Below are 16,257 nucleotides of genomic sequence, written 5' to 3'. Positions count from 1 at the left end.
GTCGAGGCGGTCTGGTTAGACAGCCAATCCAAACGTGATGGAGGAGAAGGTGGACAGCACTGGTGCATAGCGCTGACGGAGTAGGCCGGGCCCCGCGATTGCAGAAGCGGCCCGGCGCTACACGTCACGTAGTGGCTCCCCCGAGCCACTACATTTGTCTTCGATCCCCCGATCTCGACAAGAGAGACACTACCGGCGACAGATTCCCGCCAGATAGACCCCAGATAGGGGTACAAAAGCGCGAAGATGCACGACGTCGCTTGCACCGGCCAAATGAGGCTGATTAACGGGATCACCGCGTGCTCTCCATCTACTCTGGAAGCATGACGACGCCATCGAAAACGACCGCTCGAAAGCGGACGAGGGATCACACCGCGTCAGGCTTCGAACCGGTCTACAGCGGGGCCGTCGCCATCGGTCGGGGGCTGTTCGGATTCTGGCGACTCAAGCCGACGGTGGTCGGTGCAGAGAACATCCCCGACCATGGCGGCGGGGTCATCGCGATGACGCATTTCGGCTACTTCGAGTTCGCGCTCGTCGAATGGATGACCTTCCTGCACAACAGGCGACGAATCAGGTTCATGACCAAGAAGGAAGCGTTCGACAAGCCCATGGTCGGGGTGCTCCTGCGGGCCATGAAGCACATCTCCGTCAATCGGCAGGCAGGAGCTGGCGCCTACGCAGACGCTGTCGCGGCGCTCAAGCGCGGCGAGTTGATCGGCGTTTTCCCCGAGGCCGGAGTAAGCGCATCCATGACCGTCCGAGAACTGAAGACGGGTGCCGCCAGGCTTGCCGCCGAAGCGGGCGTACCTCTCCTGCCCGTGTCTGTGTGGGGTGGACAGCGGTTGATGACCAAGGGGCACAAGACCCGGTTTTTCGAGAGGTTCGGTGTGCCGATCAGTTTCACGTTCGGCTCTCCCATCATCGTGGACTCCGAAGATGACGTGATCCGAGCGACGACCGACCTCCGCAAGAAACTGCAGGAGATGGTCGACCAGGAGCAGAAGAACTACCCCGTGGACGGTGCGGGGCAGTGGTGGCATCCACAGAACCGCGGAGGCACGGCCCCGACTCCCGAAGCTGCCGCCGAAGCGGATGCCGAACGCACGCGCCGACGCAAAAGCGCCAGCTAGGTCTACTCGGTCAGCAGGTTGGCGGCACCCGTCACTGCGGCGGGTTGAGCAGCGGGGCAGTTCGCACCTGGCCAGCGCTGCCGGGCAGCCCGACGCGAGTCGCTAGACCAGCCTGGCCAGCTCCTCGGCCGTCAGCACAAGCTCGAAGCTCTCGACGAGAGGCGCGACCTGCTCCACGGTTCTAGCGCTGGCGATGGGGGCTCCGACGGCATCCTGCTGGCGCAACCACGCCAGGGACACTGCGGTGACACTCGTGCCGTGGGCGGCCGCGATGTCGTCGAGCGTGTCCAGTAATTCGACGTTTTGTGGCTGTTCGAGGTAGGCCCCCGCGGAACCGGCTCGGGCCGAATCGACCGAAACACCGGGACGGTATTTTCCCGTCAGGAATCCGCTCGCTAGCGACGAATACGGAAGCTCGACGATGCCGAGCTCGATCAGGGTCGGCTGGAGGGAACCCTCGATGTCCCGCTCGACCAGGCTGTATTTGTCCTGCGCGATCGTGAACGGCGCCACCGCCGACCGTGCGGCAATGTCGACAGCGCTGCGCAACCGGTCAGCCGCGAAATTGGATGCCCCGACCTCCCGGACCTTCCCCTCGGCCACAAGCGCCCCGAACGCCGCGACGTACTCGTCCTGCGTGATGGTGTCGTCGTCGCGATGTGCGTAGTAAAGGTCGATGTAGTCGGTCTGAAGTCGCGTGAGCGACTCATCGACCGCCGCACGGATGTTCGCTGCAGACAGTCCGGGGCGAGACTCGAAGGCACACACCTTGGTTGCGATCACAACATCGTCCCGCCCACCGCGTTCGGCGAGCCACTGCCCGATGATCGCCTCGGAGTCCCCGCCAGAGTTGCCGGGAACCCACGCCGAGTAGACGTCGGCGGTGTCGATCGAGCGCCCACCCGCCTCGACGAAAGCGTCGAGAACGGCGAAACTCTCCTTCACGTCCGAGGTCCAGCCGAAGGTATTGCCGCCGAGGACAAGGGGTCCGAAATCCAAAGAAGTCATAGTGGGGCGAAGCTCGGCAGGGCCCGAGGAATTCCCGGACAACCGTGTCGCGCGCAGGCGACTGTCCAGATGATGGGGAAGACAATGACGATGAGAACGGCGACGGCGATCATCCAGCCACACAAGTTATGGTCATAGACATGCCCGCCGTGAGATGCCCGTCGAGACCTGAGCCCTGCCGGGTCCTGCGGGTTCCCGCATCGCAGGTTGAGGGCATCGGGTCACGATGACTGAGTCTCTGGCGCTTGACATCGTGCTCGGCGTGATTCTGCTCACGTATGTCGTGTACGGATTTCGTAATGGGCTCTCGCGCAGCCTTTTCGTCATCTCGGGGGTCGTGGCGGGAGCGATCGCGGCATTCTTCGTGGCGCCGATGGCGGCAGCCTGGGTGCCTGTTCCGTTCCTGCGACCCGCGGTCACCATCTTCGTCGCTGTGCTCCTCGTCGCCATCGGACACGCTATCGGCAGCGCTATCGGCAGACGAGTCCGTCGTGGCGTCGCCACAAGCCCGCTGGGGGGCTTCGACAGGATGCTGGGTGCCCTCGTCACAGGAATAGTCGCCGCCCTCGTGGCATCCGTGGTCGCATTCAGCGCGGGGCAGCTCGGTGTTCCCGCCCTGTCACGCGCCATCTCAGGGTCGACGATCCTGAGCACCATCACGACATTCACTCCGGCCCCTGTGCAGGGCTTCCTCGCCCAGGTTCGCGGTGCGGTGTTGAGTCAGGGAATTCCGACAATCACCGGCGCGCTTGGGGGACCTCCTGCTGACATCCCTCAGATCGATACGGGAAGCGCAGCCCTCAACGCCGCGGCACAGTCGGTGGTGCGCATCACCGGAAACGCCTTTGCCTGCGGCCAGTCACAATCCGGCACCGGATTCGTCATCTCGGATGATCGCATCGTCACCAACGCCCACGTCGTGGCCGGCGTCAACGAACCGGTGATCGAAACCCCGGCCGGAGAGGTCATCACGGGCTCGATCGTGTACTTCGATCCGATCGACGACCTTGCGGTGATAGCTGCCGAGGGATTATCCGCACCGGCACTGCAAACCAGTGGCACGCTCACTCCGGGGACGGATGCTGCGTTCGAGGGTTACCCGTACGGCGGCCCCTTCATGTCCGGAGCTGCAGGCGTCATCTCGGTAACGACCTCGAATATCGAAGACATCTACGGCGCAAGCTCGACCCCGCGAGAGGTGTACACGCTTGCCGCGGCCGTGAGAGAAGGAAATTCCGGCGGACCGTTGTTAGCGCTCGATGGCCGGGTGGCCGGCGTGGTCTTCGCCCGCAGTTCAGAAAACGACCAGGTCGGCTATGCGATGACCATGGCAGAACTGAATCCGATCGTCTCCCAGGCACCCGGATTGACCGCCGGGGTCTCGAGCGGCAACTGCATGACTGGATAACCCATCGGTGACAGCGTGGCCAGCGCTCGCTAGGCAGAGACGCGCTTCCCGCCGTCGCGTCTGGCCCGAGTCGAAGTCATCGTGAGCGTCAGCGCGAGCAGCGCCCCGACGGTCGTGCCGAGGGAGTTCGCCGCGAGGTCACGGATATCGGGCACCCGGCTCGGAATGAACTGTTGAATCCCTTCGATCCCCAGGGTCATGAGCACCCCGACGAGGATGGCGAGCCACCACCTCCGGCGGCCGAACAGCAGGATGAAGAACACACCGAATGGCACGAACATCGCCACATTCGCGATGAACTCGAGGCGCATGAACGTGAACCACTCGGTCTCCGGATAGCGGGCGAGAAGCCCCGCGAGTCTTCCCAGGATGCCGGACTCCAAACCTGTCGACGACGGCGTCAGCGTGAGCCACGCCACGACCGCGAGATATGCCAGGGTCATCGCGCTCACAATCGGGTGTCGTGAGAACATGGCCCTATCGTGCCCTACCGAGCCGTGGGACACCTGCATGGTCGCGCTAATCCATCACGATCAACACGAGCATTGCTATGACGCTGCACACAGAGACGCAGAGCACAGTGGTCGCCGCAGCGGCCCAGGCGATGCGTCGCACAAGAGCGTTACTGGCCGTGGCACGGATGACGCTGAAATCTCGATGGAGCTTCTGAGTGTCGAGAATTGTGGCGCCAGCGATCGGCCAGGTGGCATTCAGGTCGGCCGTATCGGAGATCGACGCGACCTCGTCGCCGTTCATGACCTGCGGCAGGGCACACAGGGCCTTCTCGAGATCGGATGAGGAGATGATCCTGACATCGCCGCCCTCGGTCCGGACGATCAGTCGCCTGGGCCCGACGACCACCAACAGCGGCTGGACGGCGATCGCCCTGCCAGCGGCGGCACTCAGGATGTGGGCAACTTCGTCTGCCTCCATCCTGGCAAGGGGGATGTCGTGGCGGATCTCACCGACTACCACCATCTCGTCGTCGTCAACCACGACGTCCATGCCGTCACAGTTGGCTGTGCGTACGGTAAAGACCCCTGCGGGGCCGATGACCAGGTGATCGAGAGAGCCGCGCTCGAGCGGAACGTCGTGAAGCACATCCCAGCGCTGGCCGAGATTCTCTAGCACGTCACCGACCAGCAGTTCCCCGAGAGCTCCCCGATACCAACTACTGGCTTCCGCAGTCAGGGGGCTGATGCCCAGGAAACGTCCAAGGCTCGACTGCTGCCGAACATGTTGCTGTGCGAAGACGACCTCGAACATGGCGGACTGTCCGGCAACCCTGTCGCGAAGAAGGCGATCGGGTGCCATCTGTACCTCCACCATGTCATGTTCACGTCGTTAACGACGTTGGGCCGGAGACTCCCCCGTCTCCGGCCCTACTCGTAGCGATAAATCGCATCCGACGAACTTCCCTCCCCCGAGGTCGGTTCATACTGCAATACTGCCGAGTCGATCACGACCCGGCAATCCCCCACAGGGGGTCACACCCGAGTGAGGGGTAGCCCCAGCGCGACGAGACTCTGGCTGCTATTCGATGCCGACGGGCAGGGCTCCGGTTGTGACGATGTGCAGTCTCTGCGTCGACCTGGTCATGGCGACATAGAGTGCGGCCGCACCCCGGCTGATCTCGTCGACGATGCGCTGAGGCTCGACGACGACGACGGAGTCGAATTCAAGCCCCTTCGATTCCTGGGGCGTCAACACGGCGATAGCGCGCGTGAGCCCGGCGGCACCGCGGCCGACCTCGTTAGCGAACCGTTGCTCGATAGCCGGCCAGATCGACGCTATGAGGCTGTCGCTGACGATAACAGCGACAGTGCCCCTGCTGTCGACCCGGCGATCCGCATCGATCGTGCCGACGACGGACTCGGCAAGGTGTACGGCGCGAACCACATCGACCGGCCATATGCTCTCCCGAACGGCCCGTGAACGCGTGATGTTCACGCCGTGCGCAACCGCCATGGATTCGGCAACAACAGAAATCTGTGCGGGTGTGCGGTAGTTGACGGTGAGTTCTTCGAGGCGCCAGTTGTCTCCGACGTGCGACTGCAGCGCTCCAGCCCAGCTGGTGGCGCCGGCCGCAGCAGAGGCCTGGGCGATGTCCCCCACAATCGTGAATGACTTCAACGGATTGCGTCGCATCAGGAGTCGCCACTGCATGGGTGACAGCTCCTGGGCTTCATCAACAACAACGTGGCCGTAGGCCCAGGTGCGGTCCGACGCCGCGATTTCCGCCGTCGTTCCCCGCTCCACCGACGCTTCGAATCCTTCGGCCAGCGTCTCGGCGTTGACGAGGCCCTCCACCTGCATATTCTGGATGGCGGCCTGCGCGTTCTCGATATCCCTCTTGCGCTGCTGCTTCCGCTCCCGCTTGTCGACGTCGGCGCTCACGTCTACCTCGCCGAGGAGCTCGGCTGCCTCATCGAGCAGCGGTACATCGCTGACCGTGAATGGCGCATCGCGTTCTCGCGCCAGCAGCGCCCTTTGCTCAGGGGTCCACTGGGGGGTGAGCGACGCGAGCCACTGCGGACGAGCGAAAAGATCCTGCAGCAGCTTCTTCGGCGACAGGGGCATCCACGCGGTGTTGAGCGCGACCTTCACATCGTGCGAGGTGCGGATGTCTTCGCGCAACCACGACTGGTCGCTGTCCTCGATCGTGTTGCCGTGGGAACGCAACTGATCGGCCAGCATCCGCGCCAGTGTGGAGAGAGCTGCCTTGTTAAAGCCAACCCTGGCGAGGTTATGTGGCTTCTTCGAGTCCCACGCCTTCTGCATGGCGCTGTGGATGACGCTCGCGGGGACGGTCAGGAATTCGCCGTTGATATCAAGCACGGTCGACTCGGTCGGCACAACCTGCCGCGAGCGCACCGCCCGGGCGATGAGACCCGACATCTGGATCGAGCCTTTCAGGGCCGCGGCATCTGCCGCGTCATCCACCGACGTATCCACACCGGGGAACAGCTGGCCGACACTCGACAGCACCACGCCCGTCTCACCGAGCGAAGGCAGCACGGCCTCGATGTACTGCAGGAACGAACGACTCGGACCCACGATCAGCACACCGGATGACGCGAGCCGCTCCCGGTGCGAATACAGCAGGTAAGCGGCCCTGTGCAGGGCCACGGCTGTCTTGCCGGTGCCGGGGCCACCCTGCACCACGAGGGTGCCGCGCAGCTCGGAACGGATGATCGCATCCTGTTCGGCCTGGATCGTGGCGACGATATCGCCCATGCGGCCTGTGCGTTGCGCCGTCAGGGTGGCGAGGAGTGCCGCCTCGCCCTGCAGGTTGCTGACGTCACCCGTCAGTAACTCCTGGTCGAAAATCTCGTCGTCGATCCTGACGATCTCACGACCCTGGCTCTGCAGGTGACGGCGGGCCCGTGCTCCGAGCGGTGTCGCCGCGGTGGCCTGGTAAAACGCCCTCGCCTGCGGCACGCGCCAGTCAAGGAGCAGCGGGGCGAGGTCGTGGTCACGAAGTCCGATTCGGCCGATGTAGCGGTGCACGGGCTTCTCGCCGTCGACCCCATCGAGTTCGAGCCTGCCAAACGCTAGCCGTTCGTCGATCTGGCGCAGCTGGCTGATGCGATCCTCATAGATTCGAGCAAACGCATCCCGCTCTGACCTGTTCTGGTGCGTGCCGCCCGGATTGCTCCGTCGTACAGCCTCCAGTTGGGACTGCGCCTCGTCCCTGAGCACATCGAGCCGGGCGTACAGGGTACCCACGTAGTCGCGTTCGCTCTCAAGCTCGCCTGACGGCATGGAACAATCCCTTCCCGGTGCTGTTTTATCGGGGCCGGCCCACAGCAGTGCCGGCGTGAAATGCAGCAGTCCATTCTACGGGCCGGGACGATTGCCTCCTGACGAGAGATTCATCCCGGGTCTTGCGCAACGCGGTCTTCAGTGCCACGCTGATGGGAGATCAACTTGTCGCCCAGTCTGAGTCGCAGGCAATGCCGCACCGCTGGGCGATAAGTGTTTAAGCTGTGAACGTCCAGCCGCTGAATGTCTAGGCGGCGACTGTCCAGCAGCCGTCTGTCCAGCAGCGGATGAGGCAGCAGTGCTGCCGACGCTCAGCCGGTGGCGGCCCCCGCCAGCTTCCTGCGGGATTCCACGATGTCGGTGAGCATCGCAGCCTCGTCGGCCACGGCACCGATCCCGCCCCGACCCGTGATGATGCGCTGGCGCGTGAAGGCCAGCTTCGTGGCATCCCTGATGTATCGCTTCATCGCTGCGCGCCTGCCATTACGCTCTGCCCACGCCAGAGCCTGGCGTCGACCCTCTCCCGTGGCGAGCGCGGGGACCTCGTCGTGCGCGAACCAGCCGACGGCGGCATATTCGCTGAGACGGTCGAAGGTGAGCTTTGCCTCCTGCCTGCGCAGGAATCTCACGAGCACTATCGCGAGCACGAAGAGCGGAAACTGCACGATCGCGTAGTAGCCGAAAAAATCGTTGACGAAGAACAGGGCACCGTTCCACAGGGCATGCAGCAGCGCGGCGGGGATCAGCCCGATCACGAACAGGCCCAATGCGGCGAGGATGCCGGATCCCCGGCGAGCGGCGAAACCCAGTGCGAGCCCCATGAACATGGTGAACATCACGTGGGCGAAGGGGGACATCACTCCCCGCACGAAGAAGATGAATGCGACATCCGGAGAAAATGCCGTGCCGGCGTCGACCAATTGTGAACCGAAATAGAGGATGTTCTCGGTGAATGCGAAACCACCCGCCACCCAGGCCGCATACACGATGCCGTCAACCGGCCCATCGAAGTATTTGCGCGCCGCGATGAAGATCACGAGCAGACCGAGCCCCTTGGCTGATTCCTCCACCAGCGGTGCCTGGATAGCCGCGCCGATGAACTGGTACACCTGCTCATCACCCTGGGACAGAAGCGTGATCAGCGGGTCCACTCCATCGCCCACGGCCAGGGCGATGATCACGGCTACCGCCGCGCCCCAGAGGAATGCGAAGAGCACAGCGAGCCTCGGTTCACGTTCCCAGCGGTCGATCCATCGGACGCCCAGGAACACGATGGCGAGCGGGATGAGGGCCATGAGCCCTCCGAGAGCAACAGCGTCTCCCCCGAGCCCCATCACGAGGTATCCAGCGAGACCCAGCGCCAGAATAGACAGCACCACGACGCCGACGATCCCCAGGACGAGAGGCACATTCGTCGGCGCCGACGCAGTCGCTGGCTGCACAGGGACCACCGCGTCGTGTGCGAAACCGGCAGGCGCTGCTGTCGGCCCGGTCACCCGCGTTCCCGCCGATGCCGTCAGGTCTGGTGTATTCGATGTGGGGTTGCTCAATTCGAGCTCCTCGCCGTCTCTGGTTTCTCGGCCTGCTGCTCCCGCAGGATCTGCAGTGCCCTCGCGACCCGGTCACCGAGACCCGCCACCTTCTGGCGTGACGACCTGGCGGCCTCGCCGATGAGCCCGACGATCTCGGCCCGTTGGTGTGCGTGGAGTGTGGTGCGAGCCCCAGCCGCGGCGACGGATGCCCGGGCCACCGCCAGCGCGAGCGCATAGCTGATGACCGGCAGCAGTGACCCCACAAGCGCGACCCCCCAGTCCAGTGGCATCCCGTCCAGTGGCTCGCCGTTCCGAGGCCCACCGACCAGAGTGGCGACCACCGGCAGGAACGACAATGCGACGGCCGCGAGTTGCCACGGGACACCTCGCCAGAGCTGGGCGTTCGCTCCCCGGGAGGCTGGCACGCACCGCAGTGCCTCGCGCTCGTCAAGGGCCACGAGACGCTGGCGGAAGTCGGTGAGCTGATCGGCCGAGAGCCGGGCGCCCGTGGCATCCTGCAACTCATCACGCAATGCGCTGAAGGCCGACAGCTGCGGAACCCTGCTCGCGGTGAGCGTCAGTTCTGCCAGCTGCAGAGCCACGATCCCGACCCACACGGCCAGGCTGATGAATTCGAAACTCGACATGAATCGACCTTAGCGGCGCGATTCAGGCGGCGAGCGTCACCTCGGCCGGGTGCAGCAGAACTGGTGACCGTGAACCGTTTCGAGCGTCCGCAGCGGAACTCAGGGCTATCGAATCGAAGGCGCCGGTGCGCATGGCCGCGAAGACATCCGCCGCTGCCTGCTGGGCGAGGCCGTGACCCGATCGGACCCCGAGGGCTGAACGAATGCTCTGGCCCGAAATCACCAGGTCGGCTTGCCCGGTCTCGCCGCCTGCGACAACGGTGCCCCCGAGGTGCTCGACCCACGCCGTGACGAAGGGAGCGATGACCGACACGTCGGTGATAGCGACCCGCGTTCCGCGCCCGATCACATGGACCTGCTTGACGACGGTGCGCGCCAAAAGAGCACAGGGAAGGATCGCCGCGGCGGAATCCAGACTCACGTCTGCGGGGATTCCCATCAGTTCGCGCTCGGCGACGACCACAGTGGTCGATGATGTCGGTGCGATGGAGCGGAAAGCGACGCGATCGTTCCTGGCGAACCCCGCGCTATCGGGGCCGACAGCTTCGATCGTGCCCGCAACCTGCGTGCCGAGAGCGCTGATTCCCAGGGCACCGACCCGCACCCGCACATCACCCTCCTGGAGGCGCTGGGTGGTCACGCGAGGATTTCGAGAGATAGATGCCATGCTGATGGAACAGGCGGTCGGACCCGCTTATTCCTCATAACAGGCGCTCAGAACACCTTGCCAGGATTCAGGATTCCGAGTGGGTCGAACAGCTCCTTGATCTGCCGCTGCAGCTGCAGCTGGTCATCACCGAGCTCATCACGAAGCCACCGGCGCTTGAGCAGCCCGACCCCGTGCTCGCCGGTCAGGGTGCCTCCGAGTCGGAGCGCAGCCTGGAAGAGTTCACCGGCGGCCGCCCAGATGTCAGCGGGAACGTCCGCGCCATCCGGTCCGTCGCCATCAAATATGAAGTTCGGGTGCAGGTTGCCGTCACCGGCGTGCGCGACGGTGGGGATGATGATGTCGTACTTCTTCTCGATCTCGCCGATGGCAGCGAACATGGCCGGCAGCTGGCTGCGGGGAACACAGACATCCTCGATCAGAACGGTGCCGAGCGCGGCCATGGCCGGATGGAACGCCCTCCTGATGGCGAACAGCCTCTCGCCCTCCTCGGGCTCCAGCGACACCTCGCACTCCCCGCCGAGCGAGGTGATGATGGCCGAGATCGCCTCGGCCTCGCTGGCCGCGCCGGGACCATCGGTCTGGAGGATGAGTCGAGAGCCCCCCGTATGCTCCATCCTCAGGTGCGCGGAGATGCCGGCCATGGCACTCTCGCCGATCAACTCCATGAGAGCGGGCCGCAGCCCGGACGAGGTGACGACCGCCGCGGCGCGAGCCGCATCATCCACGGTGTCGAATCTCGCGCTGAGCACTGCGGCGGCTCCCGTCATGAGTCGGCGGAGTTTGACGGTCGCCCCCACTATGACCCCGAGCGTTCCCTCTGAGCCGATCATGAGCGCTGTCAGGTCGAGACCGGTGACACCCTTGACCGTGCGGTGGCCGAATTCCATCAATCGACCATCGGCCATCACGACCGACAACCCGAGCACCGATTCCCGCGTCACCCCGTATTTTGCGCAGAGCAGCCCGCCGGCGTTGGTGGCGATATTGCCGCCGATCGTGGAGATGGCGCGGCTGGCCGGGTCGGGGGTGAACCACAGGCCGTGAGGCTCGAGTTGACGGTTCAGGTCTGCATTGATGATCCCGGGTTGCACGACCGCGAGCTCATCATCGATCGACACCTCGAGAAGCCGGTTCATCGCGAGGGTCGAGAGCACGATCTCGCCGGCGCTGGCGATGGCTCCTCCGGCGAGACCGGTGCCAGCACCCCTCGTTACTACGGGGGTTTCGGTCGAGGTGGCTATGCGCATCACGGCCTGCACGTCGTCGATCGACCGGGCGGTTACAACGGCGATCGGGGGCGCCTCAGACACGTGGCCAGACTTGTCAGAGCGGGCGAACGCGACATCGTCCGAAGCAGTGGATACGGCATCACCCAGCGCATCGACGAGCTGGGCGAGAACCTCCAGGGTGGTGACCCGGGCGGGTGTGGTGACGGTCATCCCGCAATCCTGTCATGCAGCACCCGCCGGGATCGGGCTAAGTCGTCAGGATGCGCCGTCAGGATGCCCGGTCAGGCCGCGCAACTGATGCAGAAGGCCGTAGCCGGCCGTGCGTCGAGCCTCGGCTTCGAGATGGCCGATCCGCAGTGTTCGCACAGACCGTATGTGCCGGTGTCGAGCCTCACCATAGCCGCCAGAATTTCGTCGATGTGGCGCCTCGTGTGCTGCGCCATCGCGTTCGACTGCGCACCCTCGAAAGCGGTATTCGCACCCTCTGGGTCGTCCACTTCGTCGTTTGTGGAACCGCGACGGGACGCAATGCCGGCTGCGACATCACCGCGTAATCGCGATTCGAGGTCGCGTGTCTCCTGCAGGTCGTCCACAAGCCGGGCACGCTTGCGCAACTGCTGCTGGGTGGTCAGTGGGCGGCCGTTGTCGGCCTTGGGACTGGTTAGTTCTGCGCTCACACGCTCAGTTAAGCCGACGACACATTATCCAGACAGGCCTTGACCTTCCTTCACACATGAGTTACGGACCACCTTGACGGGCAGGCACTACCCAGAAAGCGGTGTCCGAATCTCGCTAGTGGGTGTCGGCGGGTCGTGTGATGCTGGGGTCATGGCAGCCGAGGCACGCGCAGACCCTCGGTTTGAGGAGAGATACCGTGCGCTCTCGTCACGGGACTCCCGGTTCGACGGGCAATTCATCGCGGGCGTGCACTCCACCGGCATCTACTGCCGGCCGAGTTGTGCAGCCATGACCCCTCACGCCAGGAATGTCAGCTTCTACAGGACCGCCGCAGCAGCCCACGAAGCCGGGCTTCGCGCCTGCAAGCGATGCCAACCGGATGCCGTGCCCGGCTCCCCCGAATGGAACCTCAGCGACGATCTCGCCTCAAGGGCCATGCGGCTGATCACCGACGGTGTCATCGAGCGGGACGGCGTCAGCGGGCTCGCAAACCAACTCGGATATACGACGAGGCACCTCAGCCGAGTGCTTCAGGCGGAGCTCGGCGCCGGCCCCCTGTCCCTCGCCCGCGCCCATCGCGCGCAGAGTGCGCGGCACCTGCTCGCATCGACGGAGTTGTCGGTCGCCGACGTCGCGTTCGCTGCAGGCTTTTCCAGCATCAGGCAATTCAACGACACCATCCAGGCCGTCTATGGGTTGACCCCCACAGCCCTTCGCACCCTGGCGAGACGTGGCCGCTCGGGCCGACCTTCGGCGAAGAGCCGACCCGACGCGACCGATATCACGCTCAGACTGCCCGCTCGCGCGCCATTCGACGGGGTCGGTCTCATGACCTTCTTCGCAGACCATGCTGTCACCGGCCTGGAGGTGGGTGATACCACCGCGTTCGAGAGGAAGCTGCGCTTGCCCGCGGGCGTTGCAGACGTGCACATGAGCCTCGACGGGGACGGAATCCTGTGCGTCGCACGGCTGCACGATGTCTCGGATGTCTCGGCTCTCGTCTCCCGGGTGCGCAGGCTGTTCGACCTCGACGCAGATTCCGTCGCCATCGACGAGGCGCTGGGCGCAGACGAACAGCTCGGCCCGCTCGTCTCAGCCCTCCCGGGCCTCCGGCTTCCCGGCGCGGTGGACGCAGACGAGGCACTGTTTCGCACCCTGGTCGGGCAGCAGATCTCGGTGGCAGCAGCCCGCACCGTGCTCGGCACGATCACCCGTGAACTCGGCACCGAGGGGTTGTTTCCCACGGCGGTGCAGCTGGCAGAGGGTGGGCGCGGGGTCCTGCGGGGGCCGGCGACCCGGGTGTCTACCATCCTCGGCGCCGCCGAGGCCCTGGCCAGCGGTGAGCTCGTGCTCGACGTCGGTCTCACGGCGGAGGAACTCAACGCTCGACTAGTCGCCCTTCCGGGGATCGGGCCATGGACGGCAGGCTATGTCGCCATGCGGGTGCTGGGCAACCCCGACATCCTGCTCTCGACCGACCTCGTGATGCAGCAGAGTGCCGCACACCTCGGATTGCCAGCGACGGCAGCGAGCCTGGCACGGCACGGCACGGCCTGGGCGCCCTGGCGCAGCTATGCGGGGCTGCACCTCTGGCGGGCGCGACCGCCCCTTGCACCGAAACGACCGCCCCTCGCACCGAAACGATGACGATCGCAGTCGCAGTCGCGATCGCAGTCGCAGTCGCAGTCGCAGTCGCAGGACGATCGGATGATGGACCGCGGTAACCGGATCTATGAAGGCTCGGTGGCGGTCTCGCGGTGCCGGTCCGGCTCTACATCACCAACCTCGTGCTTGTGGTCGGAGCAGAGGTCATGCGGAGGTCACGCGAAGGTCACGCGTGTGCGCCAGCTCGACTCAGGCATTGCAGGAGAGGGGATCGTGCAGCTTCCGATCCGGAATACCAACCCCAATCTCATGCTCGCACGGCGACGGGCGCAGGACGTCGCCGACGGACGGGCAATTCGCGAGCGGGCCGGTCGCAGCGACCGATGATGAGCGCTCGCTGGCGAACCCGTCGACTGGGGTTCGCACTCGGTAACGACCGCGCCTATGGTGGTTTCATGAAGCGCAAACTTTTCGTCGTCGGTATCGGAGTCTCGATCGGGTACCTCCTGGGGTCGCACGCCGGACGTGAACGTTACGACTGGATGAAAGCCCAGGCGATCAGGCTCTGGGAGAACCCCCGCGTGGCGAAGACACGACTCGACGTCGAGTCGTACGCCCGCCAGCAGGCTCCGATCATCCGAGATCGCGCGGAAGCCGCAGCGAAGGCTGCGCCCGGAATTGCCCATGACGTGACGGTGAAGGTTGCTGACACCGCAAAAGACGTGGCAGACAAGACCGTCTTCACCGCGAAGAACATCGCGGACAAGACGGCCAAAACAGCGAGAGACGTCGCCGACAGGACCGCGACAGTCGCAGTCGATGTCGCAGACGCGACCGCGACCGCGGCTGTGGATGTCGCGGACATGACCGTGAGAACTGCGCGCGATGTTGCCGAGAAAGCCAATGACGTGGCCACCGACCTGAAGGAACGCGGCGAGACAGCCGTCGACACTGCTGTGACGACTGCCGGTGAGGCGCGCGAGCAGGCTCTCGACGTGGTTGACGACGATGACGAGCGATGACAATGACGAGCCACAGCGTTAGCACCTAGGCTGCCCGAAAGCTGCCGAGCGACGCGCCCTGGGAAGAAGACCTAGTCGGCGACGTGCTGAGGCAGCACCGGCAGAATAATCGCGGCGGTGTTGGCCACCATGCCGCTCAATCGCTCAGGTGACAGAACCTGCGCGACCTTCTCCCTCGTCATGAGCCCGGTCGACACCACGAGATCGGCGATCGACTCTTTCGTCGTCAGCGCTGTGTGGGCGAGGGTGGCTGCGGCCGCATATCCGATGTACGGGGTCAGGGCCGTGACCACACCGACGCTCGTCTCAACCTGCATCGCCAGCCGCTCGATGTTGGCCGTGATGCCGTCGATACAGTTGACACGCAGCGTGTAACACGCGTTGGTCATCCACGACAGCGATTGCAGGATGCTGTGCGCGATGACGGGCTCGAACGCGTTGAGCTGGAGCTGGCCGCCCTCCGCGGCCGCCGTGACCGTGGCATCGGCACCGATCACGCTGAAGGCGACCTGGTTGACGACCTCCGGGATCACCGGATTCACCTTGCCCGGCATGATCGATGAGCCGGCTTGGCGCGCCGGGAGGTTGATCTCGCCGATACCGGCCTGCGGGCCGCTCGAGAGCAGCCTGAGGTCATTGCAGATCTTCGACAGCTTGACCGCGGCACGCTTGAGAGTTCCACTGAGGGTCATGAAGATTCCCGCGTCGCTGGTCGCCTCGATGAGGTCGGCGGCGGTTTCCATCGGAATCCCAGTGGCGTCGGTCAGGTGCCTGCACACCGCGGCGGCGTAGCGCGAATCCGCCGTGATTCCCGTTCCGATCGCGGTGGCCCCCATGTTGATCTCGTTGAGCCACGGGATGGTCTCGGTCAACCTGTCGTAGTCCTCGGTGAGCGTGTGGGCGAATCCCGAGAACTCCTGGCCAAGCGTCATCGGTACCGCATCCTGGAGCTGGGTGCGCCCGATCTTCAGGACCTGGCTGAACTCCCGCCCCTTGGCAGCGAACGATGCTGTGAGCAGCCTGTGCTCGGCGAGCAGTCTCTGCACGCCGTAGACCATGGCGAGCTTGATCGCCGTCGGGTAGACGTCGTTCGTGCTCTGGCTGCGGTTGACGTCATCGATCGGGCTGAGCTTCGCGTAGTCGCCCTTCTCGAAGCCCATCAACTCGAGACCACGATTGGCGATCACCTCATTGGCATTCATATTGGTGGATGTGCCTGCGCCGCCCTGGATGACGCCGACCCTGAACTCGGCGTGAAGGGCGCCGTCAAAGATCTCCTGGCAGACCTGGTCGATGATGGCCGCCTTCTCTGCCTCGATCACGCCGATCTCAGCATTCGCTCGTGCGGCAGCCTGCTTGACCTTCGCGAGCGCGCGAATCAGGTCCGGATAGTTGTAGATAGCCCGACGAGTGATGGGGAAATTCTCCAGGGCTCGCGCCGTGTGGATGCCCCAGTATGCCGACGCCGGGATCGTCATGGTTCCGAGCGAGTCCCGTTCCTCGCGCGTTCCGTCTGTCAGCTCGAGCGCTGTCTCCATGGCCCGACGGGGTGAGTTCTCA

At 64.7% G+C, this 16,257-nt stretch carries 14 protein-coding genes; 4 read left to right on the top strand and 10 right to left on the bottom strand.

Annotated elements, in window-relative coordinates; translation table 11 throughout:
* The first annotated feature begins 323 nt into the window (after nucleotides 1-323).
* Nucleotides 324-1,133, top strand: coding sequence for a lysophospholipid acyltransferase family protein (locus IEW81_RS11395; RefSeq protein ID WP_097061223.1), 810 nt, complete (start codon nucleotides 324-326; stop codon nucleotides 1,131-1,133).
* A 102-nt stretch (nucleotides 1,134-1,235) separates the two neighbouring features.
* Here the strand turns inward: IEW81_RS11395 and IEW81_RS11390 are convergent, their stop codons facing one another.
* Nucleotides 1,236-2,141: an aldo/keto reductase gene (locus tag IEW81_RS11390; RefSeq protein ID WP_097061224.1), complete on the bottom strand. Its 906-nt coding sequence runs from the start codon at nucleotides 2,139-2,141 to the stop codon at nucleotides 1,236-1,238.
* A 226-nt stretch (nucleotides 2,142-2,367) separates the two neighbouring features.
* Between IEW81_RS11390 and IEW81_RS11385 the strand changes: the two genes are divergently transcribed.
* Nucleotides 2,368-3,549 (top strand): MarP family serine protease, encoded by a 1,182-nt coding sequence (locus IEW81_RS11385; protein WP_097061225.1) that lies wholly within the window; start codon nucleotides 2,368-2,370, stop codon nucleotides 3,547-3,549.
* Nucleotides 3,550-3,578: 29 nt separating this feature from the next.
* Here the strand turns inward: IEW81_RS11385 and IEW81_RS11380 are convergent, their stop codons facing one another.
* From IEW81_RS11380 to IEW81_RS11345, 8 genes are all read right to left on the bottom strand, one after another.
* Nucleotides 3,579-4,022, bottom strand: coding sequence for a VanZ family protein (locus IEW81_RS11380; protein ID WP_229671373.1), 444 nt, complete (start codon nucleotides 4,020-4,022; stop codon nucleotides 3,579-3,581).
* Between the two features lie 46 nt (nucleotides 4,023-4,068).
* Nucleotides 4,069-4,863, bottom strand: coding sequence for a nuclease-related domain-containing protein (locus IEW81_RS11375; RefSeq protein WP_179691878.1), 795 nt, complete (start codon nucleotides 4,861-4,863; stop codon nucleotides 4,069-4,071).
* A 219-nt stretch (nucleotides 4,864-5,082) separates the two neighbouring features.
* A complete protein-coding gene (locus tag IEW81_RS11370) occupies nucleotides 5,083-7,314 on the bottom strand; it encodes a HelD family protein (protein ID WP_097061227.1) in 2,232 nt (743 codons plus the stop codon).
* A gap of 311 nt (nucleotides 7,315-7,625) precedes the next feature.
* Complete coding sequence (locus IEW81_RS11365) at nucleotides 7,626-8,864, bottom strand: PrsW family intramembrane metalloprotease (RefSeq protein ID WP_097061228.1); 1,239 nt, start codon at nucleotides 8,862-8,864, stop codon at nucleotides 7,626-7,628.
* The gene (locus tag IEW81_RS11360; protein ID WP_097061229.1) at nucleotides 8,861-9,493 is read right to left on the bottom strand and encodes a hypothetical protein; all 633 of its coding nucleotides are present in this window, start codon (nucleotides 9,491-9,493) and stop codon (nucleotides 8,861-8,863) included. Before IEW81_RS11360 ends, IEW81_RS11365 begins: the two co-directional genes overlap by 4 nt.
* A gap of 22 nt (nucleotides 9,494-9,515) precedes the next feature.
* Nucleotides 9,516-10,133, bottom strand: coding sequence for an MDR/zinc-dependent alcohol dehydrogenase-like family protein (locus IEW81_RS11355; RefSeq protein WP_143544703.1), 618 nt, complete (start codon nucleotides 10,131-10,133; stop codon nucleotides 9,516-9,518).
* Nucleotides 10,134-10,207: 74 nt separating this feature from the next.
* Nucleotides 10,208-11,602, bottom strand: coding sequence for an FAD-binding oxidoreductase (locus IEW81_RS11350; protein ID WP_097061231.1), 1,395 nt, complete (start codon nucleotides 11,600-11,602; stop codon nucleotides 10,208-10,210).
* A 71-nt stretch (nucleotides 11,603-11,673) separates the two neighbouring features.
* Nucleotides 11,674-12,069: a TraR/DksA family transcriptional regulator gene (locus tag IEW81_RS11345; RefSeq protein WP_097061232.1), complete on the bottom strand. Its 396-nt coding sequence runs from the start codon at nucleotides 12,067-12,069 to the stop codon at nucleotides 11,674-11,676.
* 151 nt (nucleotides 12,070-12,220) lie between these two features.
* Here IEW81_RS11345 and IEW81_RS11340 point away from each other — a divergent pair, with 151 nt between their 5' ends.
* Nucleotides 12,221-13,717, top strand: coding sequence for an AlkA N-terminal domain-containing protein (locus tag IEW81_RS11340; protein WP_097061477.1), 1,497 nt, complete (start codon nucleotides 12,221-12,223; stop codon nucleotides 13,715-13,717).
* Between the two features lie 413 nt (nucleotides 13,718-14,130).
* Nucleotides 14,131-14,697, top strand: a complete 567-nt coding sequence (locus IEW81_RS11335) for a protoporphyrinogen oxidase (protein WP_143544704.1) — start codon at nucleotides 14,131-14,133, stop codon at nucleotides 14,695-14,697.
* 71 nt (nucleotides 14,698-14,768) lie between these two features.
* Here IEW81_RS11335 and IEW81_RS11330 read toward each other — a convergent pair whose 3' ends face one another.
* Nucleotides 14,769-16,235, bottom strand: coding sequence for an aspartate ammonia-lyase (locus tag IEW81_RS11330; protein ID WP_097061478.1), 1,467 nt, complete (start codon nucleotides 16,233-16,235; stop codon nucleotides 14,769-14,771).
* Nucleotides 16,236-16,257 lie beyond the last annotated feature (22 nt).

It is taken from the genome of Salinibacterium xinjiangense, from assembly GCF_014645015.1.
Taxonomy (GTDB): Bacteria; Actinomycetota; Actinomycetes; order Actinomycetales; family Microbacteriaceae; genus Rhodoglobus; species Rhodoglobus xinjiangensis.
Note: the sequence above shows the minus strand (reverse complement) of the source record. Positions and strands in the feature narration are given on the sequence as shown.